Source organism: Synechococcus sp. CBW1107 (genome assembly GCF_015841355.1).
Taxonomy (GTDB): domain Bacteria; phylum Cyanobacteriota; class Cyanobacteriia; order PCC-6307; family Cyanobiaceae; genus Regnicoccus_A.
In genome coordinates this window covers 1,094,686-1,113,110 of the sequence record NZ_CP064908.1, presented here as the reverse complement: position 1 = coordinate 1,113,110, position 18,425 = coordinate 1,094,686, and the positions used below count along the sequence as shown (strand labels likewise).

22 protein-coding genes and 1 tRNA gene are annotated in these 18,425 nt (G+C 66.7%); 12 read left to right on the top strand and 11 right to left on the bottom strand.

All coding sequences use genetic code 11. The annotated features are described in order from the left end of the window. Positions 1 to 49: 49 nt before the first annotated feature. The 3 genes from I1E95_RS05940 to crtR are packed head-to-tail and all read left to right on the top strand — an operon-like array spanning position 50 to position 3,432. Positions 50 to 1,081, top strand: coding sequence for an ArsJ-associated glyceraldehyde-3-phosphate dehydrogenase (locus I1E95_RS05940; RefSeq protein WP_197166266.1), 1,032 nt, complete (start codon positions 50 to 52; stop codon positions 1,079 to 1,081). Next, on the top strand, positions 1,078 to 2,331 hold the full coding sequence (gene arsJ, locus I1E95_RS05935; RefSeq protein WP_197166264.1) for an organoarsenical effux MFS transporter ArsJ: 1,254 nt from the start codon (positions 1,078 to 1,080) through the stop codon (positions 2,329 to 2,331). Before I1E95_RS05940 ends, arsJ begins: the two co-directional genes overlap by 4 nt. Positions 2,332 to 2,391: 60 nt before the next feature. Further along, complete coding sequence (gene crtR, locus I1E95_RS05930) at positions 2,392 to 3,432, top strand: beta-carotene hydroxylase (protein ID WP_197166263.1); 1,041 nt, start codon at positions 2,392 to 2,394, stop codon at positions 3,430 to 3,432. Between the two features lie 23 nt (positions 3,433 to 3,455). On the opposite strand, the gene gatC is transcribed toward crtR, so the two are convergent. Together gatC and I1E95_RS05920 are read right to left on the bottom strand one after the other, a co-directional pair. Then, positions 3,456 to 3,749 (bottom strand): Asp-tRNA(Asn)/Glu-tRNA(Gln) amidotransferase subunit GatC, encoded by a 294-nt coding sequence (gene gatC / locus I1E95_RS05925; RefSeq protein WP_197166262.1) that lies wholly within the window; start codon positions 3,747 to 3,749, stop codon positions 3,456 to 3,458. Between the two features lie 58 nt (positions 3,750 to 3,807). Then, on the bottom strand, positions 3,808 to 4,626 hold the full coding sequence (locus I1E95_RS05920) for a creatininase family protein (protein WP_197166261.1): 819 nt from the start codon (positions 4,624 to 4,626) through the stop codon (positions 3,808 to 3,810). A gap of 110 nt (positions 4,627 to 4,736) precedes the next feature. Here I1E95_RS05920 and I1E95_RS05915 point away from each other — a divergent pair, with 110 nt between their 5' ends. Continuing rightward, the gene (locus I1E95_RS05915) at positions 4,737 to 5,036 is read left to right on the top strand and encodes a DUF6679 family protein (protein ID WP_197166260.1); all 300 of its coding nucleotides are present in this window, start codon (positions 4,737 to 4,739) and stop codon (positions 5,034 to 5,036) included. A 27-nt stretch (positions 5,037 to 5,063) separates the two neighbouring features. Here the strand turns inward: I1E95_RS05915 and I1E95_RS05910 are convergent, their stop codons facing one another. Next, a complete protein-coding gene (locus tag I1E95_RS05910; protein WP_197166259.1) occupies positions 5,064 to 5,207 on the bottom strand; it encodes a hypothetical protein in 144 nt (47 codons plus the stop codon). Positions 5,208 to 5,316: 109 nt separating this feature from the next. On the opposite strand from I1E95_RS05910, the gene I1E95_RS05905 reads away from it, so the two are divergent. Both I1E95_RS05905 and I1E95_RS05900 read left to right on the top strand, forming a co-directional pair. Then, the gene (locus I1E95_RS05905) at positions 5,317 to 5,967 is read left to right on the top strand and encodes a DNA-3-methyladenine glycosylase (protein WP_231594956.1); all 651 of its coding nucleotides are present in this window, start codon (positions 5,317 to 5,319) and stop codon (positions 5,965 to 5,967) included. Next, positions 5,964 to 7,007 (top strand): aspartate carbamoyltransferase catalytic subunit, encoded by a 1,044-nt coding sequence (locus I1E95_RS05900; protein ID WP_197166258.1) that lies wholly within the window; start codon positions 5,964 to 5,966, stop codon positions 7,005 to 7,007. The genes I1E95_RS05905 and I1E95_RS05900 overlap by 4 nt, the downstream gene beginning before the upstream one ends. Here the strand turns inward: I1E95_RS05900 and I1E95_RS05895 are convergent. From I1E95_RS05895 to I1E95_RS05880, 4 genes are all read right to left on the bottom strand, one after another. Then, positions 6,994 to 7,362, bottom strand: a complete 369-nt coding sequence (locus I1E95_RS05895) for a DUF565 domain-containing protein (protein WP_231594893.1) — start codon at positions 7,360 to 7,362, stop codon at positions 6,994 to 6,996. The two genes, I1E95_RS05900 and I1E95_RS05895, sit on opposite strands and share 14 nt — an antisense overlap. Positions 7,363 to 7,417: 55 nt before the next feature. Next, a complete protein-coding gene (locus I1E95_RS05890) occupies positions 7,418 to 7,618 on the bottom strand; it encodes a hypothetical protein (RefSeq protein WP_006172336.1) in 201 nt (66 codons plus the stop codon). A gap of 131 nt (positions 7,619 to 7,749) precedes the next feature. Continuing rightward, complete coding sequence (locus tag I1E95_RS05885) at positions 7,750 to 7,911, bottom strand: PCP reductase family protein (protein WP_197166257.1); 162 nt, start codon at positions 7,909 to 7,911, stop codon at positions 7,750 to 7,752. A 197-nt stretch (positions 7,912 to 8,108) separates the two neighbouring features. Beyond that, positions 8,109 to 8,181 (bottom strand) — tRNA-Ala (locus I1E95_RS05880). 128 nt (positions 8,182 to 8,309) lie between these two features. Between I1E95_RS05880 and I1E95_RS05875 the strand changes: the two genes are divergently transcribed. Together I1E95_RS05875 and coaBC are read left to right on the top strand one after the other, a co-directional pair. Then, positions 8,310 to 8,522 carry a DUF2555 domain-containing protein gene (locus I1E95_RS05875; protein WP_094555211.1) on the top strand — a complete coding sequence of 71 codons (213 nt, stop codon included), beginning with the start codon at positions 8,310 to 8,312 and terminating at the stop codon, positions 8,520 to 8,522. Then, the gene (coaBC, locus tag I1E95_RS05870; protein WP_197166255.1) at positions 8,512 to 9,855 is read left to right on the top strand and encodes a bifunctional phosphopantothenoylcysteine decarboxylase/phosphopantothenate--cysteine ligase CoaBC; all 1,344 of its coding nucleotides are present in this window, start codon (positions 8,512 to 8,514) and stop codon (positions 9,853 to 9,855) included. Before I1E95_RS05875 ends, coaBC begins: the two co-directional genes overlap by 11 nt. On the opposite strand, the gene I1E95_RS05865 is transcribed toward coaBC, so the two are convergent. Further along, a complete protein-coding gene (locus I1E95_RS05865) occupies positions 9,788 to 10,132 on the bottom strand; it encodes a hypothetical protein (RefSeq protein WP_197166253.1) in 345 nt (114 codons plus the stop codon). The two genes, coaBC and I1E95_RS05865, sit on opposite strands and share 68 nt — an antisense overlap. A 135-nt stretch (positions 10,133 to 10,267) precedes the next feature. On the opposite strand from I1E95_RS05865, the gene psbO reads away from it, so the two are divergent. The 4 genes from psbO to I1E95_RS05845 all read left to right on the top strand — a co-directional run bounded on the left by psbO (position 10,268) and on the right by I1E95_RS05845 (position 15,035). Continuing rightward, complete coding sequence (psbO, locus tag I1E95_RS05860; RefSeq protein WP_197166251.1) at positions 10,268 to 11,086, top strand: photosystem II manganese-stabilizing polypeptide; 819 nt, start codon at positions 10,268 to 10,270, stop codon at positions 11,084 to 11,086. 214 nt (positions 11,087 to 11,300) lie between these two features. After that, positions 11,301 to 12,473: a sulfate adenylyltransferase gene (gene sat / locus I1E95_RS05855; RefSeq protein ID WP_197166249.1), complete on the top strand. Its 1,173-nt coding sequence runs from the start codon at positions 11,301 to 11,303 to the stop codon at positions 12,471 to 12,473. A 53-nt stretch (positions 12,474 to 12,526) separates the two neighbouring features. Further along, the gene (gene ftsH3 / locus I1E95_RS05850; RefSeq protein WP_197166247.1) at positions 12,527 to 14,371 is read left to right on the top strand and encodes an ATP-dependent zinc metalloprotease FtsH3; all 1,845 of its coding nucleotides are present in this window, start codon (positions 12,527 to 12,529) and stop codon (positions 14,369 to 14,371) included. A gap of 13 nt (positions 14,372 to 14,384) precedes the next feature. After that, complete coding sequence (locus I1E95_RS05845) at positions 14,385 to 15,035, top strand: bifunctional 4-hydroxy-2-oxoglutarate aldolase/2-dehydro-3-deoxy-phosphogluconate aldolase (protein ID WP_231594892.1); 651 nt, start codon at positions 14,385 to 14,387, stop codon at positions 15,033 to 15,035. On the opposite strand, the gene aroC is transcribed toward I1E95_RS05845, so the two are convergent. From aroC to psbA, 3 genes are all read right to left on the bottom strand, one after another. After that, positions 15,017 to 16,105, bottom strand: a complete 1,089-nt coding sequence (gene aroC / locus I1E95_RS05840; protein ID WP_197166245.1) for a chorismate synthase — start codon at positions 16,103 to 16,105, stop codon at positions 15,017 to 15,019. The genes I1E95_RS05845 and aroC overlap by 19 nt on opposite strands. A 65-nt stretch (positions 16,106 to 16,170) precedes the next feature. Next, positions 16,171 to 17,043, bottom strand: a complete 873-nt coding sequence (locus I1E95_RS05835) for a bile acid:sodium symporter family protein (RefSeq protein ID WP_197166243.1) — start codon at positions 17,041 to 17,043, stop codon at positions 16,171 to 16,173. A 169-nt stretch (positions 17,044 to 17,212) separates the two neighbouring features. After that, on the bottom strand, positions 17,213 to 18,292 hold the full coding sequence (psbA, locus tag I1E95_RS05830; RefSeq protein ID WP_197162556.1) for a photosystem II q(b) protein: 1,080 nt from the start codon (positions 18,290 to 18,292) through the stop codon (positions 17,213 to 17,215). Positions 18,293 to 18,425 lie beyond the last annotated feature (133 nt).

Here is an 18,425-nt window from a genome sequence, read left to right as displayed (position 1 = left end):
ACATCAACACTAGTTGATCTATGGTCGGTGCGTCCCGCGTGGGTTCCGGATGAAGATCGGCATCAACGGCTTCGGCCGCATCGGCCGCCTCGTGTTCCGGGCCCTCTGGGGCCGGCCCGGCATCGTCCTGGTTCACGTCAACGACCCGGCCGGGGATGCCGCCGCCGCCGCGCACCTGCTGGAGTTCGACTCGGTGCATGGCCGCTGGCCCCAGGTGGTGGAAGCGGGCGGAGCAGGCTTCCTGGTTGGCCATCAGCTCGTGGGCTACAGCCAGGAGACCGATCCCACCGCCGTGCCCTGGGCCGCCGCCGGTGTGGACCTGGTGCTCGAATGCAGCGGCAGTCTCAAGACCCCCGCAACCCTCGAGCCCTACTTCACCCTGCCAGGCCTGAAGCGGGTGATCGTGGCCTGCCCCGTGAAGGGGGTGATCGCCGGCGAGGAGGCGTTGAACGTGGTGTTCGGCGTCAACCACCACCTCTACGACCCTGGCCGTCACCGGCTGCTCACCGCCGCCTCCTGCACCACCAACTGCCTGGCTCCGGTGGTGCAGGTGGTGCACCAAAACTTTGGCATCCGCCACGGTTCGATCACCACCCTGCACGATGTGACCAACACCCAGGTGGTGGTGGACGGCTTCAGGAGTGACCTGCGCCGGGCCCGTTCCTGTCTGGAGTCACTGATCCCCACTACCACCGGCTCGGCCCGGGCGATCGGGATGATCTTCCCAGACCTGCAGGGCAAACTCAACGGCCACGCCGTGCGGGTGCCGCTGCTGCATGGCTCGCTCACCGATGCCGTGTTCGAGCTCAGACGCAGCGTCACGGTGGAGGAGGTGAACCGGGCCTTCGAGGAGGCCGCCAGCGGCGATCTGCAGGGAATCCTCGGCTACGAGACCAGGCCTCTGGTGTCGGTCGACTACGTCAACGATCCGCGCAGCGCCATCGTCGATGGCCTCTCCACCCTGGTGGTGAACGGCACCCAGCTCAAGGCCTACGCCTGGTACGACAACGAGTGGGGCTACAGCTGCCGGATGGCGGATCTGGCCTGCCACGTGGCTGAGCTTGAAGCTCTCGCCCGATGAAACAGCTCACGGGACTGCAGCAGTACGCGGTCGTCACGGCCAATTACTGGGCCTTCACCCTCACCGATGGCGCTCTGCGCATGCTGGTGGTGTTCCACTTCCACCAGCTCGGCTACTCCACTCTGGAGATCGCCTTTCTCTTTCTGTTCTACGAGTTCTTCGGCATCGTCACCAACCTCTACGGCGGCTGGCTGGGGGCCCGCTTCGGGCTGCGGCTCACCCTCTGGGCGGGAACGCTGCTGCAGGTGGCTGCCCTGCTGATGCTGATCCCGGTGGCTGACAGCTGGCCGCGCTGGTGGAGTGTGGCCTACGTGATGGTGGCCCAGGCGATCAGCGGCATCGCCAAGGATCTCAACAAGATGAGTGCCAAGAGCGCCATCAAGACGGTGGTGCCGGAAACCCCAGGCGACCACAGCCGCGGCGAGAACCAGCTGTTCCAGTGGGTGGCGATCCTCACCGGTTCGAAGAACGCCCTCAAGGGGGTGGGCTTCTTCCTGGGGGGATTGCTGCTCACCACCATCGGCTTCGGCGCCGCCGTCGGGGCCATGGCCGCAGGGCTGTTTCTCTCCTTCCTGATGACCCTGGTGCTGCCTGGCGAGATCGGCAGGATGAAGGAGAAGCCGGCGTTCAGAGCCCTGTTCTCGAAATCCAGGGGCATCAATGGGCTGTCGCTGGCTCGCTTCTTCCTGTTCGGCGCCCGTGATGTCTGGTTCGTGGTGGCCCTGCCGGTTTTCCTGCAGGCGGCCCTCGGCTGGAAGTACTGGGAAGTGGGCGGCTTCATGGGCCTGTGGGTGATCGGCTACGGGATCATCCAGGCCTCAGCCCCGGCCCTGCGGCGCAGCTGGGGGCAGAGTGCACCCCCGGGGGTGTCTGCCGTGCAGTTCTGGAGCGCCGTGCTGACGGCCATCCCCGCCCTGATCGCCATCAGCCTCTGGCGCGAGGTGGGCCATCCCGGGGTGGCGGTGGTGGTGGGCCTGGCGGCCTTCGGGGCCGTGTTCGCTATGAATTCCTCGATCCACAGCTACATGGTGCTGGCCTACACCGATGCCGAATCGGTGAGCCTCAACGTCGGCTTCTATTACATGGCCAACGCGGCCGGCCGGCTGGTGGGCACGTTGCTCTCCGGTGCCCTGTTCCTGGTGGGCGGCCTGCAGGCCTGCCTCTGGTGCTCGGCTCTGCTGGTGGGCTTGTCGTGGCTGATCAGCCTGGGGCTGCCGGCCCCAGCCCATGAACGGCGGGCCCTGGCCTAGCAGCGGCCAGGCTGGTGCCCGTAAGGTGGGAGCCCGTTTGTCGAGGCGTGGTCTGCGGCGATGACCCAAGTGTTGGCCCTGTCGCACGAACCTGCCCTCGATGCGTTGTCCTCAGGCACCACGCTCCGTTCGGTGCCGAAGGACTTCCTCGATCCGCCATCGGCCTGGAACCCCACCGTGGGACTGTTTCTCGGGGGTTACGGCCTGGCGGCCCTGACGATCTGGGGCTGGTTCGTGCCCCAGTGGCCGCTGCCGCTGCTGCTGCCCCTCGGATTCCTGGCCCTGCACCTGGAGGGCACGGTGATTCACGACGCCTGCCACAACGCGGCTCACCCCAGCCGCTTCTGGAACGCGGTGATGGGCCATGGGGCTGCCCTGCTGCTGGGGTTCAGCTTTCCGGTGTTCACCCGGGTGCACCTCCAGCATCACGCCCATGTCAATGATCCGAAGCGTGATCCCGACCATATCGTCTCAACCTTCGGACCGCTCTGGCTCATCGCACCGCGCTTCTTCTATCACGAAGTCTTTTTCTTCCGTCACCGACTCTGGCGCAAGTGGGAGTTGCTGGAATGGGGCCTAGCTCGTGCCATCTTCGTTTCGATTGTTCTGGCCGCCTTCAGATTCGGCTTTGAGTCGTTCATCTTCAACTGCTGGTTCGCCCCGGCTCTGATGGTGGGCGTCACCCTGGGCCTCTTCTTCGATTACCTCCCCCACCGTCCCTTCAAGTCGCGCAACCGCTGGCACAGCGCCAGGGTGTACCCCAGCCGGCTGATGAATTGGTTGATCATGGGTCAGAACTATCACCTGATCCATCACCTCTGGCCGTCGATTCCCTGGTTCGAGTATCAGCCGGCCTACCGGGCGACCAAGCCACTGCTTGATGCCAAGGGATCACCCCAGCGCCTCGGGTTGTTCGAAACTCCCCACGACGGCATCAATTTCCTCTACGACATCTTCCTGGGCATTCGCAGCCATAAGCGGCGCCGCAGCCGGCTGCGTCCGATCGCCGCGCTGATGCCTACAGCCCGCTCCCGTCGTCACCTGATCTCGCTCCTGCACCGCACGGCCGTCTCACCGGTGCCGCGCTCTTCCGCCGGTTGAGGGCATCAGCCCAGGGGCTTTAGCTAACTGGCCAGGATCTGCGGAACCCGGAAGAAGTCGCCCTCGCGCTGGGGGGCCAGTTCCAGCAATTCTTCTCGCACGGGTGTCGGCACGACGTCGTCTTCGCGGGTCACATTGATCACTTCGACAGCCCTGGTGGTGGGAGGGACCCCCTCCGTATCCACCTGCTCCAGGTGCGCCACGTACTCGAGAATGCGCTCCAGCTGGCCGGTGTAGGTGGCGATCTTGGCCTCGGGAAGCTCCAGGCGAGCCAGTTTGGCCACCTTGCGCACGTCGTCGGAAGAAATCTTGCCCATCGTGGCCCTGCTGCTCGTCTGGCCCGAACCTAGCTGTAGCTGCCCGGGCGTTTCCGGCTCACTCGCTCAGAAAGGTCTCCAGATCCTGGCTGAGGGCCTCGGCGGCCAGCTCCAGGAATCGGCGGCCGTCGTCAGCGCTGGCGAGGAAGGGGTCGGACCCCATGCGTCCATCGGGGTGGCGACGGCGGAAATCCTCGGGACCGTGGATCGGTCCGGCTGGCGCCGGCTCCGGAAGGGGCCGTTGCTTGGCCACCAGGCTCGGCTCCAGGTGCAGGGTCAGAGCGATTTCGCTGGGAGTGGCATGGTGCCCCTCCCGCTGGCCATAGCGCTCGCGCGCCTCCCGCATCACCGGCCCGGCCATGAACCAGTTGGCCAGTTGGCAGCGCAGATTGGGAGCCCCTGCCAGCCCTCGGCTGGCGGCCGTGGCGTAGGCCTCGGCAAAGGCGGCCCTTGTGGTGGCGATGTTGCCGCCATGGCCGTTGATCACGAAGATCCGCTCGAAGCCATGGCGGGCCAGGGAGAGCACCACGTCATGGATCACGGCCAGGAGCGTTGAGGGCTGGAGACTGATCGTCCCCGCGAAGCCCAGGTGATGTTCGGCCATGCCGAAAGCCTGGACGGGCGTGACCAGCACGCCGGTGCGGCGACCCACCTCCAGGGCCACCGCTTCGGCGGTGAGGGCATCGGTGCCGATGGCCCCGGTGGGGCCATGCTGCTCCGTGGAACCGAGGGGAACGATCACCCCCTTGCAGCCTCGGAGGTAGTCCTCCACCTCGGGCCAGCTGCGCAGCTGCAGCCGGATCGCCTCGACGCTGGCAGCTGGGCCCCGGAGAGGGCTCCCGGCTGTCCCGACGGTCTGGGGGGAGGAGATCGTCACCGGGGACAGCTCGGCGACGGGGCCGAAACGAGGGAACCTCTGAAGTATCCCTAGGATTGATGGCATCCGGGCCCCGATCCGCACGCGGCCCGCTGGAGCCGGAACTCAGGATGCTGCACCGCAAGCTGGATCAGTTCTGCAGCGAGAAGCGACCGGTCTGGGTCTTCCTGCGCGATCAGCAGCGCTGGATCGAGCAGGCTCTGGTGGTGGAGATCGCCGGTGATCTGGTCACTCTTCGCTACGACGAGGAGGACGATGACGAACTGCACACCTGGGAGGAGAGCATTCGCCTCGATTCGATCGGAGCGGTCAGCACCCGCCTGGCCTTCTTCAGCCGCACGGCCAGGGCCGAGGATCTCGGCACCGCCGAAGACTGCCCCGAATCCGAGCAGCTGCGCCGCCAGGGCTGAGACCGGCGGACTTCCAGCGTCTGGAGTTCAGTGGGCGGTGCCGTTGCCGTCGTAGTCGTCGGTGTCGTAGTAACCGCCCCGGGTGCCGAAGTAGAGGGTCGCCAGGCAGAACAGACCGCTGCCGGCCAGCAGCACGGTGCCGAGATTGAAGCTGGAGAGAGCGTTGGACACGAAACAGACGCGGATAACAGCCAGGGACCAACCCCATCACGAGGCGGCTCATCCCAGTCTGGCGGGTTCCGCCGCCGGAGCCGCCGCCGGGACCGGCGGTGTCGATCTCCTGACGCCCGGCTTCTTCGCACGCGCGGCCCATCAGGTGGGCCCGGATCTGGTGGGCTGCCAGTTGCTGCGCCGCTTCGAGGATGGGCGCTGCCTCCGGGGACTGGTGGTGGAAACCGAGGCCTACTGCCAGAGCGAGCCCGCCTGCCATGGCCACCGGCGCCGCACACCCTCCAACGACACGCTGTTCGGCCCGCCTGGGCGCTTCTACGTTTACGTCAGTCATGGCATCCATCACTGCGTGAATGTGGTCACCGAGCGTGAAGGCTGGGCCAACGGTGTCCTGCTGAGGGCCGTGGCCCTGGCGGGTGAGCCCGAACGCATCGCCGCTGGCCCGGCCCTGCTGGCCCGCCGCTTCGGCCTGGACCGCCGCCACGACGGCCAGCCGGTGGATTCCGCCGGCGGGGTGTGGCTGGCGCCGCGGTCCCAGGCCCTGCGGGCCTGGTGGCTGGAGCAGGAGCTGCAGGGCCATGACCCGCTGTGCACCACCACCCGCATCGGCATCACCCGGGGGGTGGAGCTGCCCTGGCGCTGGTATCTGAAGGCCAGCCGCAGCGTCAGTCGCCGGGCGCGGGGAGACCGCACCCCGGTGCGATCCCTGGCCCTGGAGCCCGCGGCCGTGCTGCCCGCGGCCGAGGGGATGGTGCCGTGAGCGGCTGGTCCCACCGGCACCTGATTGATCTGGCGGCCTTCAGCCTCGAGGATTTCGCCACCGTGCTGGAGCTGGCCCAGCGCTTCCGCGTGATGCCCGTCAGCGGCTCCCGCAAGCTGCCCGCCCTGCAGGGCCGGCAGGTCACCAGCCTGTTCTTCGAGCCCAGCACCCGCACCCGCAGCAGTTTCGAGCTGGCGGCCCGCCGCCTCTCGGCCGATGTCCAGAGCTTTTCCCCCTCCTCCAGCTCCCTGAGCAAGGGCGAGAGCCTGCTCGACACAGCCCTCACCTACGTGGCCATGGGCGCCGATGTGCTGGTGGTGCGCCACCGCTGCGCCGGAGTCCCGGCGGCGCTCGCCCGCGATCTCGACCGGGAACGAAGGGGCGCCGGCCGGCCGGTGGCGGTGCTGAACGGGGGTGATGGACTGCACAGTCACCCGAGCCAGGGGCTGCTCGATCTGTTCACCCTCGCCCGTCATTTCGCCCCGGAGCAACCGACACCGGCGGCGCTCAACGGCCGAACGATCGTGATCGTGGGCGATGTGCTCCATTCGCGGGTGGCGCGCTCCAATCTCTGGGCGCTCACCGCCTGTGGCGCCCACGTGGTGCTCTGCGCCCCCGCCACGCTGCTGCCCGATGCCTTCGCCGAGTTCGTTGCGGCACCGCCCCCCGGCCAGACCGTGGATCCTGTGGCAAGACGCGGCTCGATCAGGATCGAGCGCCAGCTGGAGCGGGCCCTGCCAGGCGCCGATGCCGTGATGACCCTGAGGCTGCAGCGGGAGCGGATGCACCAGCACCTGCTCACCAGCCTGGAGAGTTACCACCGCCGCTTCGGCCTCAGCCAGGCCCGCCTGCAGCTCTGCGGCCCTTCAGTTCCGGTGTTGCATCCAGGTCCGGTGAACCGTGGTGTGGAGATGAGCGGCGACCTGCTGGATGACACCCAGCGCTGCCTGGTGGCGGAGCAGGTGCGAAACGGCATCCCGATGCGCATGGCCCTGCTCTACCTGCTGGCCGCCCGCGGCGACGAGCTCAGAGAAGCTTGAAGCCCTCCTGCAGCAGTCCGTAGAGAAGGCCGATGCGTCCCGCGTCCATCAGTTGCAGACTGAGGCGATCCTGGGGGCGCTGCATCAGCCAGCGGCGGCAGCGGATCGAGAGCTCGATCGGCACCATGCAGACCAGGGCCGCGAGGGGATCGAGGTAGGAGAGGGCTCCGGTGAGCATCCCCACCGCGCCGCCGAAGAAGAAGGTCCCGAATCCGGTGATCAGCACCAGTGAGAGCCGTCGCCAGGGATTCTCAGCCCAGTGGCTCAGGCGCTCCCCCAGCTGAGCCACCTGACGATGCAACCGGGTCTGCTGGGGACGGATCACCGGAGGGCCACGGGAGGGAAGAACGGCCACCTGCCTGCGCTGGTCTACACCCTTTCAGGCTGACCCGCCAGGCCTGAGCCGGAGCTCAGCTTTCGCTGTCCTTGTTCTTGCGTGACCCCTTGCCTTCCAGCAGCTCGAGCAGCGCCTCCATCTGTGCCATCACCCCGCGCACCTCACCCGCCTCCGGCAGCAGGCCATCTTCCATCACCCCCTGGTGCATCTCCCGGAGTTCCTGGCGGATGTAGCGCAGGTGACTCACCACCTGCTCGCGCTTGGATTGCGACATGGATGGGGCATCCTGTAATGCCCTCCCTTTTACCTTATGGCCGGTCAAAGGGGCTTGATCCCGGCGAAGGGCCCCTCCCTGGCTGGGCTGGAGTTGATCAGGACCTTCGCGTTCCAGCGCTCAGCAGACGTTCATTTTTGGCCGAAGCGGGCCTTGGCGGCGCCGTAGAACTCGAGGTCGACACAGGTGAGGGAGGCCTCGACGGCCAGGCTTTCGATCCGGCGCCGCACGGCGGGGCGCACGAAGAAGGGAACTTCCTTCAGCCTGGCTTCAGCCTCCGGGGTCCACTCCATAGTTCGCATCCAGGGCCTGTGCAGAACGGAGACTACGCTCCAGACTCCTGAGCTGCGGATCTCTGCTGAGGGAGCGATGATCAGATCGTGCGGAGTGAATCCACACGACGTGTTGAGTCGAACGGCCGATCTCGGATTGACGACCGCTCCGGCAGCTCCCCCAGGGACGACTTGCTGATTAGAAAGCAGAGAATTGATGGAGAATAGGGGACTCGAACCCCTGACCTCTGCGGTGCGATCGCAGCGCTCTACCAGCTGAGCTAATTCCCCTTGAGGGGTATCCCGTCAAGGGAATTTATCACCGCCGATTCGCCCCCTCATCGCTTTGGCCTGAAGGCCCCGGCCCAGGGGTGAGGCTGATGCGCTGGAATTGAGAGGTGCTTCGCTCCACTGGCCACGTGTCCGCAACCCCGATCACTCCTGAGCGACTGGCCGCCTTCGATGAAGCGTCCATCGCCGAGCTGGCCCAGCGTCTGGATGACGATGACTATCCCACCCCTTTCGCCGCACTGCAGGACTGGCACCTGATCAGGGCCCTGGCGATCCACCGTCCGGAGCTGGCCCGTCCCTACGTGCATCTGGTGGATCAGGAACCCTTCGATGAGGAGTGAGCCCGCGGGCTCGCCCCCGACTCCAGGCGGGGCTGACCACGACCCCCTGCTGGGTTGCCGGATCCTGGTGGCCATCAGCGGCAGCATCGCCGCGGTCAAGCTGCCCGCCCTGGTCAGTGCCCTGGCCCAGCGCGGTGCCCTGGTCCGCTGCGTGCTCACCCCCAGCGCCGCCAGGCTGGTGAGCCCGGTGGCCCTGGCCAGCCTCAGCCGCTCCCCCTGTCATCTCGAGGAGGATCAGTGGAGCCACCGGGCGCCCCGGCCCCTGCATGTGGAGCTGGCCGAGTGGGCCGAGCTGGTGCTGGTGGCACCGCTGAGCGCCACCAGCCTGGCCCGCTGGGTGCAGGGCTCAGGGGACACACTGCTCTCCAGCACCCTGTTGGCGACGGAGGCCCCGGTGCTGGCTGCGGCCGCCATGAATACCGCGATGTGGGGCTCCCCTGGGGTGCGGCGCAACTGGGAGGAGCTTCAGGGCTTCGAGCGGGTGCTGACTCTGGGGCCCGCCTCCGGACTGCTCGCCTGCGACCGGCAGGGGTCCGGCCGGATGGCGGAGCCTCAGCAGCTGCTGCTGGGGCTTGAAACCCTGCGTCTGCATGGCTGGAGGCGTGACTGGCAGGGGAGGCGGCTGCTGGTGAGCGCCGGGCCCACGCGCGAATGGCTCGATCCCGCCCGTTGCCTCACCAATCCCAGCAGTGGCCGGATGGGGGTGATGCTGGCCCAGGCCGCCCGGTTCCGGGGGGCTGAGGTCGATCTGGTGCACGGCCCCCTCAACCTTGATCCGCTCCTGCTCGAAGGCCTGCATGCCTATCCCGCCGAGAGCGGGGCGGCGATGGGCGAGACCCTGAAGCGCCTGCAACCGGCGGCCGATGCGGTGGCCATGGCCGCTGCCGTGGCGGATCACGGCCGCGCCGCGCCTGAAGTCCGGAAGCTCAGCAAGCAGGATCTGCTCGCCACCCTCAGTGGTGGCTGGTGCGAGATACCTGACCTGCTGGCCGAGCTGGTGGCCCGTCGCGCATCAGGTCAGCGGATCCTGGGGTTCGCGGCCCATTCGGGGGATGTGCTTCCCCAGGCCCGCGCCAAGCTGCTGCGCAAAGGCTGCGATCTGCTCTTCGCCAACCCGATCGACCGACCGCAGGCCGGTTTCGGGGTGAGCAGCAATGAAGGCTGGATTCTCGGTCCGGGTTCGAGGGAGAGGCGCATCGAGTCCACGGGCAAGTTCAGCGTGGCCCATCAGCTCATCAGTGCCCTCGGTGCGTTGCTGGATCCGCTCACGCCGCCAGCGGAGGCTCCTGCTGAAGGACTGGCTGCTGGTCGTCGCGCTGCAGCAGATCCATGAAGGTGCGCAGCTGCAGGCGCGGGATGTAGGGCCAACCGCCGTTGCGCTCCATGTCCCTGAGCAGGGCGAACAGCTGCCGGCGGTCTTCCGGCAGGCTGCGGCGGAAGGCGCCGTCCTGAATCGAGCGGTGAAGGGTTTCCAGCTCCCGCAGCAGGTTCAGCAGTGCCTCGGGCTGCCCCTCGAGCCCTTCGGCGAGCTGATGGAGTTCCTGCACCAGCCCCCCTGCAGCCTGCAGGGGATCCCGGGCCTCGGCCGGAGCGTTGAAACCTTCGGTCATGACAGCCGTGTCGCCTCCCGCCCTACGGGTTGTTGAGAGCCGCAACATGCTATCGGGACTCGGGTTTTTCATCTGTAGGATCGCCGCTGGCGCACCCATCACCAAGGTTTCACCCTGCTTGTGCGGCTTCTCCCAATGCGTTTTCGACCCCTGCTGGCCCTCGTGCTGGCGCTCTGCCTAACGCTGGTCACAGCGTGCGGTGGCGGTGCCAAAGCCGTTGAACGGGCCAATGTCACCTACGACGACATCGTCAACACCGGCAAGGCCAACGACTGCCCGACCCTTCCGGACTCGGCCCGCGGCTCCATCCCCCTGGATCCCTCCGGTCGCTACCAGCTGCGTGAAATCTGCCTCCACCCGAGCGAAGTGTTCGTGAAGGGCGAGCCGGCCAACAAGCGCCAGGAAGCTCAGTTCGTGGCGGGCAAGATCCTCACCCGTTACACCTCCAGCCTTGATCAGGTCTACGGCGATCTCAAGATCGACGGCACCAATCTCACCTTCAAGGAGCTTGGCGGTATTGATTTCCAGCCGATCACCGTTCTCCTGCCGGGTGGTGAGGAAGTGCCCTTCACCTTCTCCAGCAAGGAGCTGATCGCCACGGCCGATGGCACCTCCATCAGTCCAAGCACGGATTTCGAGGGCGCTTACCGGACGCCCAGCTACCGCACCGCCAACTTCCTCGATCCCAAGGGTCGTGGTCTCACAACCGGTTACAGCAGTGCCGTCGGTCTGGTGCCGGCCGGCGATGACGAGGACCTCACCAAGGAAAACGTCAAGCAGTACATCGAGGGCACCGGCACCATGAGTCTCTCGATCACCAAGGTCGACAGCGCCACTGGTGAGTTCGCCGGGGTGTTCACGGCGGTCCAGCCTTCCGACACCGACATGGGCGGCAAGGCCGCTGTCGATGTCAAGGTCACCGGTGAGCTCTACGGGCGCCTCGAGCAGGTCTGACCCCAGGCCCCGTCTGAGGCGATCAGCCGTTTCGGCTCCCGTCAGTTTCGACCACTGCCACTGCCGCGGCAGTTCCGCCAGAAGGGGTCCTCTCGGGGCCCCTTTTTCTGTCAGATCCATCCGCGTTCACCCGCGGCACCGCTGTGCAGACAAACCGGTCACATGTCCTTGTCGCCCGGTCTGGAACAATCTCTCCACCCGCAGTTGCCCCTCCATGACCACCGCCGCACCCTCCGGCCGCTCCGGCACCGGTCTGATCCCCCCCCACGGGGGCACGCTGGTGGATCTGATCGTGCCGCCGGAGCAGCGTGAGGCGGTGAAGGCGGGAGTGGACCGGGTGCTGGAGTGCAGCCACCGCAACGCCTGCGATGTGGAGCTGCTGATGGTGGGTGGCTTCTCGCCCCTGCTGGGCTTCATGCACCAGGAGGACTACGAGGCGGTGGTGGCGGGGTACCGCACCACCTCGGGGCTGCTGTTCGGGCTGCCGATCGTGTTCGACACCGACCAGGAGGACGTGGCGGTGGGACAGAAGCTGCTGCTGACCTACCAGGGTCAGGAGCTGGCGGTGCTCACGGTGGAGAGCCGCTGGGAGCCCGACAAGGTGAAGGAGGCGAAAGGCTGCTACGGCACCACGTCTCTGGAGCACCCGGCGGTGCGCATGATCGCCACCGAGCGGGGCCGGTACTACCTCGGCGGTGCCCTGCAGGGCCTGGAGCTGCCCCAGCGGGTGTTCCCCTGCCGCACACCGGCCCAGGTGCGCGCCGATCTGCCCCATGGGGAGGATGTGGTGGCCTTCCAGTGCCGCAACCCGATCCACCGGGCCCACTATGAGCTGTTCACCCGGGCTCTGCATGCCCCGAACGTGAGCGAGGGGGGAGTGGTGCTGGTGCATCCCACCTGCGGTCCCACCCAGGAGGATGACATCGCCGGGGAGGTGCGCTTCCAGACCTATGAGCGGCTGGCGGCGGAGGTGGCCAACCCGCGCATCCGCTGGGCGTACCTGCCCTACGCCATGCACATGGCCGGCCCGCGGGAGGCGCTGCAGCACATGATCATCCGCAAGAACTACGGCTGCACGCACTTCATCATCGGCCGCGACATGGCGGGCTGCAAGAGCTCGCTGAGTGGGGAGGACTTCTACGGCCCCTACGACGCGCAGGACTTCGCGCGCGAGAACGCGCCGGAGCTGGGGATGGAAACGGTGCCGTCGCTGAACCTGGTGTACACCGAAGAAGAGGGCTACGTGACGGCGGAGCACGCCCAGGCACGGGGGCTGCATGTGAAGAAATTGAGCGGAACCCAGTTCCGGCAGATGCTGCGCAGCGGTGAGGAGATCCCGGAGTGGTTCGCGTTCCGTAGCGTGGTGGAGGTGCTGCGGTCCGCCTGACGGCCCCGGCGACGGTTAACATTCTGTTACTTCCCCTCTCAGGAGCACGCAGGTTGAAAAAACGCTGGCGCAACGCGGGGCTCTATGTGCTCCTGGCGATCGTGGTGATTGCGGTGGGCTCCGCCTTCCTGGGTCGCCCTGATCCGGCCAACGCCCCCAGAAGCCTCCGCTACAGCGACTTCGTCGAGGCGGTTCAGGAGAACCAGGTCTCCAGGGTGTTGATCTCCCCCGATCGCGGCACCGCCCAGGTCGTTGAGAACGACGGCAACCGCGCCGTGGTCAACCTCGCTCCCGACAAGGACCTGCTCAAGCTCCTCACCGATCACAACGTCGACATCGCGGTTCAGCCCAACCGTGAACCGGCCGCGTGGCAGCAGGCCGTGGGCAGCCTGCTCTTCCCGCTGCTGCTCCTTGGCGGCCTGTTCTTCCTGTTGCGGCGTGCCCAGGGAGGCGGCGGCAATCCCGCCATGAGCTTCGGCAAGAGCAAGGCCCGCGTTCAGATGGAACCCCAGACCCAGGTCACCTTCGGGGATGTGGCCGGGATCGAGGGCGCCAAGCTCGAGCTCACCGAAGTGGTCGACTTCCTCAAGAATCCCGATCGTTTCACGGCCGTGGGCGCCAAGATCCCCAAGGGTGTGCTCCTGGTGGGCCCTCCCGGCACCGGCAAGACCTTGCTGGCCAAGGCTGTGGCCGGAGAAGCCGGTGTGCCGTTCTTCTCCATTTCCGGCTCGGAGTTTGTGGAGATGTTCGTGGGCGTGGGCGCCAGCCGCGTGCGTGATCTGTTCGAGCAGGCCAAGAAGAGCGCTCCCTGCATCGTCTTCATCGATGAGATCGATGCCGTGGGCCGGCAGCGGGGCGCTGGCCTCGGTGGCGGCAACGATGAGCGTGAGCAGACCCTCAACCAGCTGCTCACCGAGATGGACGGCTTCGAGGGCAACACGGGCATCATCATCGTGGCGGCCACCAACCGTCCCGATGTCCTGGACTCAGCCCTGATGCGGCCGGGCCGCTTTGATCGCCAGGTGGTGGTCGACCGTCCGGACTACGCCGGCCGTCTGCAGATCCTCGGGGTCCATGCCCGCGGCAAGACCCTCGCCAAAGATGTCGATCTCGACAAGGTGGCCCGCCGCACTCCCGGTTTCACCGGTGCCGATCTGGCCAATCTGCTCAATGAAGCGGCGATCCTGGCGGCCCGCCGTCAGCTCACCGAAATCTCGATGGACGAGGTCAATGACGCCATCGAGCGCGTCATGGCCGGTCCTGAGAAGAAGGACCGGGTCATGAGCGAGAAGCGCAAGCGGCTCGTGGCCTATCACGAATCGGGGCATGCCCTGGTGGGTGCCCTGATGCCCGACTACGACCCGGTGCAGAAGATCAGCATCATTCCCCGCGGCCAGGCTGGCGGTCTCACCTTCTTCACCCCCAGTGAGGAGCGGATGGAGTCGGGCCTCTATTCCCGTGCCTATCTGCAGAACCAGATGGCCGTGGCCCTCGGTGGTCGTGTCGCCGAGGAGATCGTCTACGGAGAGGATGAAGTCACCACCGGAGCCTCCAACGACCTTCAGCAGGTGGCCCGTGTCGCTCGCCAGATGGTCACCCGCTTCGGCATGAGCGACAAGCTCGGCCCCGTGGCCCTCGGCCGCGCCCAGGGAGGGATGTTCCTCGGCCGCGACATCGCCGCTGAGCGTGATTTCTCCGAAGACACCGCCGCCACCATCGACGAGGAGGTGGGTCTGCTGGTGGCTGAGGCCTACCGGCGGGCGAAGCGCGTGCTGATCGAGAACCGTTCTGTTCTTGATGAACTGGCCGACATGCTGGTGGAGAAGGAAACCGTTGATGCCGAGGAGCTTCAGGAGCTCCTGATCCGCAGCGATGTGCGGGTCGCTGAATACGTCTGAGCCCCGGACGCTGTTGGATGAACTCCGGGCGCTGCCGCTGCTGGCTGTGCTGCGCCCGGTCCGTCCCCTGGAGGCCCTCTCCCGGATCGCGCTGTTGAGTGCAGCCGGGATTCGCCATGTGGAGATCGCCTGGAGCCCATGGTCCCGCTGGAGCCTTGAGTGCCGTGAGCTGGCCGAGCGTTACCCCGCCATCCGATTCGGTGCCGCTTCTGTGCGCTCCCTCGAGGGACTGGAGGCTGCCCGCCAGGCCGGCTTCACCTTCGCCTTTTCGCCCGTTCTGGATCCCCAGCTGCTGAGCTGGGCGCACCAGCTGGGGATCACCCTGGTGCCAGGGGTCTTCACCCCAACGGAAGTGCACCGGGCGGTGGAGCTGGGCTGCACGGCGGTGAAGCTCTTCCCGGCCAGGACCCTTGGTCGCGGGTACTGGGCCTCGCTCTCGGGTGCCCTGGCGCCCCTTCCCTTCTGCATCGCCGCCGGTGGGCTGCAGGTGGCCGATCTCAGCAGCTGGCTTCAGGGTGGTGTGGATGCCCTGGCCCTGGGCTCCACCCTGTTCGAGAGCATCATCACGGAGTCGGGTGGGAGCCCCCGGCTGGATCCGTGCCTGGCCGACTGGGTGGCGGCTTACCCCTCACTCCCAGGCACTCTTCACCAGAGGCTGCACTGAGCCTGCTGACGCAGCAGGTGATCCGCCAGCACCAGGGCCACCATCGCTTCCACCATCGGCACCGCCCTGGGCAGCACGCAGGGATCGTGGCGGCCCTTGGCCTCCAGCACTGTGGCCTCGCCGCTGGAGGTCACGGTCTGCTGAGCCTTTCGAATCGTGGCTGTGGGCTTGAAGGCCACGCGCAGCACGATCTCCTCGCCGTTGCTGATGCCCCCCTGGATGCCGCCGGAGTTGTTGGTGGCGGTGCGCAGGCTGCCGTCGCCGGTGGCGAGGAAGGCGTCGTTGTGCTCACTCCCCCGCAGCAGGGTGCCCCCGAAGCCGGAGCCGATCTCGAAGCCCTTGGTGGCTGGCAGCGACATCACCGCCTTGGCCAGATCGGCCTCCAGCTTGTCGAAGACCGGCATGCCAAGGCCCAACGGCGCCCGGCGCACCACGCACTCGATCACACCGCCGCAGGAATCACCCTCGCGCCCGATCGCCTCGATCCGCTCGATCATGCGCTCGGCGCAATCCGCATCGGGGCAGCGCACGATGTTGGCCTCCACGTCCTCGAGAGTCACGCCGGCTGGATCGATCGTGGCTTCGATCGTGTGGATCCGCTTCACCCAGGCGATCACCTCCGTGCCGTGGGCGCGGGCAAGCAGTTGCTTGGCGATGGCACCGGCCGCCACCCGGCCGATCGTTTCCCGTGCCGAAGCCCGGCCGCCGCCGCTGCGGGCCTGGATGCCGTACTTGGCCTGGTAAGTGGCATCGGCATGGGAGGGCCGGAAGGTCACGGCCATCTCGCTGTAGTCCCCGGGGCGCTGGTCCTTGTTGCGCACCACCATGGCGATCGGTGTGCCCAGGGTGACCCCATCCAGGAGGCCGCTGAGGAACTCGACGCGGTCGTCTTCCTTGCGGGGAGTGGTGATCTTGCTCTGGCCGGGCTTTCTGCGGTCCAGCTCCCGCTGGATGAGCTCCAGATCCAGGGGCAGTCTGGGGGGGCAGCCATCCACGATCACCCCCACTCCACCGCCGTGGGATTCGCCGAAGGTGCTGATGCGAAAGAGCTGGCCGAAGCTGCTGCCCATGGCTGCCACACGCTGCAGCGAGCGTAGGGGGTTGGGTCCGTGCCCAGAGAGCCTGGGCTGCGTGATCACACAGCCCGGACTTCCAGTCCCGATTCGAGGGCTTCCAGCCGGTTGAGGGTTTTCAGGAAGGGGATCGAGAGCAGCACGGTCACCACCACATAGGTGAGCACCGCCACCGTGACCCCCGGCAGATCCCTGGCGTAGGTGGTGGCGAACATCAGAGCCATGCCCGGATTGCGCATGGACGTCACCAGGGCCACGGTGATTCGTTCATGCCGGTTGCGGCCGGCCAGGCTGTAGCCCAGCCCTAGGCAGAGGCCCACCATCACAGCCATCAGCAGCAGCCCCATGGCATTGGCGCTGAGGAAGGGCAGGAGCTTGGGTCCTGCCTTGACCAGCACAGCGGCGATCAGCAGCAGGAGCAGGCCGTTGGCCACCCGGTTGAGGGGGGATTCGATCCGCTCCGCCAGAGCTGGCCTCCAGCCCTGAATCGCCATGCCGACCAGCAGTGGCAGCACCTGGGTGCGCCCCACCTGCAGGGCCACCTCCACGGGCCCGATGTCCCAGGAGGCAGTTCCGTAGGCCGCCCGGAACACATCGGCCATCAGGGGCACCGAGAGAATCGCCGAGATTGCCGCCCCCACCTGGAGCACCGCCGCCAGCTCGCGGTCTCCTCCCTTCTTGCCGGCCTTGCGCAGGGTGAGGGGGGCGCTGGGGCAGACCGCCATCAGGGCAAGGCCGATCCGCGCCGAGGGACCCAGCGACTGGCCGATCGGCAGAAGCAGCAAGCCCAGGGCCACCAGCGGGACCAGCAGGCAGGAGGCCGGCAGCACCCTCAGGAACAGCCCCGGGCGTTGCCGGATCCGGCCCAGGGCCTCCGGTTTCAGGCCCATTCCCAGGGCCAGCATGATCGTGAACAGGGTGATCGAGGCGAACATGCGGGCGAGAGGTTTCGAGCGCTTGCTCTGGGAACCCTAGGGATCCTTTCGTTCCCCGCCCTCTCCCTCAGCCCCACGCCAGACCCACAAAAAAAGCCCCCCGCGGTGCGGGAGGCCATGGGGCTTGCGCCCTTGATGCTGGTGGTGGACCCGCAGGTCCCCCGCAGGATCAGCCGATCGCCGGAGCGGTCAGCGCCACGGGCGTGGCTTCAGCGGAAGCCAGGTCCAGAGGGAAGTTGTGAGCGTTCCGCTCGTGCATCACTTCCATGCCCAGACCGGCGCGGTTCAGCACATCAGCCCAGGTGTTGATCACGCGGCCCTGGCCGTCGAGGATCGACTGGTTGAAGTTGAAACCGTTCAGGTTGAAGGCCATCGTGCTCACGCCCAGGGCGGTGAACCAGATGCCGACCACGGGCCAGGCAGCCAGGAAGAAGTGCAGGCTGCGGCTGTTGTTGAAGGAGGCGTACTGGAAGATCAGGCGACCGAAGTAACCGTGGGCAGCCACGATGTTGTAGGTCTCCTCTTCCTGGCCGAACTTGTAGCCGTAGTTCTGGCTCTCGCTCTCGGTGGTCTCACGCACCAGGGAGGAGGTCACCAGGGAGCCGTGCATGGCGGAGAACAGGGAGCCGCCGAACACACCCGCCACACCCAGCATGTGGAAGGGGTGCATCAGGATATTGTGCTCAGCCTGGAACACCAGCATGAAGTTGAAGGTGCCGGAGATGCCGAGGGGCATGCCGTCGGAGAAGGAACCCTGACCGAAGGGGTAGATCAGGAACACCGCCGAAGCAGCGGCCACGGGGGCGCTGTAGGCGACGCAGATCCAGGGGCGCATTCCCAGGCGGTAGGAGAGTTCCCACTCACGTCCCATGTAGCAGAAGATGCCGATGAGGAAGTGGAAGACCACCAGCTGGTAAGGACCGCCGTTGTACAGCCACTCGTCGAGGCTGGCGGCTTCCCAGATGGGATAGAAGTGCAGGCCGATGGCGTTGCTCGAAGGAACAACGGCGCCGGAAATGATGTTGTTGCCGTAGAGCAGGGAGCCGGCAACAGGCTCACGGATGCCGTCGATGTCGACGGGAGGAGCGGCGATGAAGGCCACGATGAAGCAGATCGTGGCAGCCAGCAGGGTGGGGATCATCAGCACACCGAACCAACCGACGTAGAGGCGGTTGTTGGTGGAGGTGACCCACTCGCAGAACTGGCTCCAGGCAGACGCGCCCTGGCGTTGCTGAAGAGTGGTGGTCATGAGAGCGAGAGGTGTGGCCCCGTGAGGGGTCGGTTAGGTAAGACGACAAGCCGGAGCGGGGAAACCCGTCCGGTGGACCCGAAAGCCCTTCGCCTGCCTCAATGTAACAGGACATTGCGGGATGTGTGAAGCG

Coding starts and splice junctions, on each gene's coding strand:
- I1E95_RS05865 (WP_197166253.1), bottom strand. CDS start 10,132: ATGACCGAAGGTTTCAACGCTCCGGCCGAGGCCCGGGATCCCCTGCAG.
- I1E95_RS05940 (WP_197166266.1), top strand. CDS start 50: ATGAAGATCGGCATCAACGGCTTCGGCCGCATCGGCCGCCTCGTGTTC.
- gatC (WP_197166262.1), bottom strand. CDS start 3,749: ATGGGCAAGATTTCTTCCGACGACGTGCGCAAGGTGGCCAAACTGGCT.
- crtR (WP_197166263.1), top strand. CDS start 2,392: ATGACCCAAGTGTTGGCCCTGTCGCACGAACCTGCCCTCGATGCGTTG.
- psbA (WP_197162556.1), bottom strand. CDS start 18,292: ATGACCACCACTCTTCAGCAACGCCAGGGCGCGTCTGCCTGGAGCCAG.
- I1E95_RS05885 (WP_197166257.1), bottom strand. CDS start 7,911: ATGGAGTGGACCCCGGAGGCTGAAGCCAGGCTGAAGGAAGTTCCCTTC.
- psbO (WP_197166251.1), top strand. CDS start 10,268: ATGCGTTTTCGACCCCTGCTGGCCCTCGTGCTGGCGCTCTGCCTAACG.
- I1E95_RS05890 (WP_006172336.1), bottom strand. CDS start 7,618: ATGTCGCAATCCAAGCGCGAGCAGGTGGTGAGTCACCTGCGCTACATC.
- arsJ (WP_197166264.1), top strand. CDS start 1,078: ATGAAACAGCTCACGGGACTGCAGCAGTACGCGGTCGTCACGGCCAAT.
- sat (WP_197166249.1), top strand. CDS start 11,301: ATGACCACCGCCGCACCCTCCGGCCGCTCCGGCACCGGTCTGATCCCC.
- I1E95_RS05835 (WP_197166243.1), bottom strand. CDS start 17,043: ATGTTCGCCTCGATCACCCTGTTCACGATCATGCTGGCCCTGGGAATG.
- coaBC (WP_197166255.1), top strand. CDS start 8,512: ATGAGGAGTGAGCCCGCGGGCTCGCCCCCGACTCCAGGCGGGGCTGAC.
- aroC (WP_197166245.1), bottom strand. CDS start 16,105: ATGGGCAGCAGCTTCGGCCAGCTCTTTCGCATCAGCACCTTCGGCGAA.
- I1E95_RS05915 (WP_197166260.1), top strand. CDS start 4,737: ATGCTGCACCGCAAGCTGGATCAGTTCTGCAGCGAGAAGCGACCGGTC.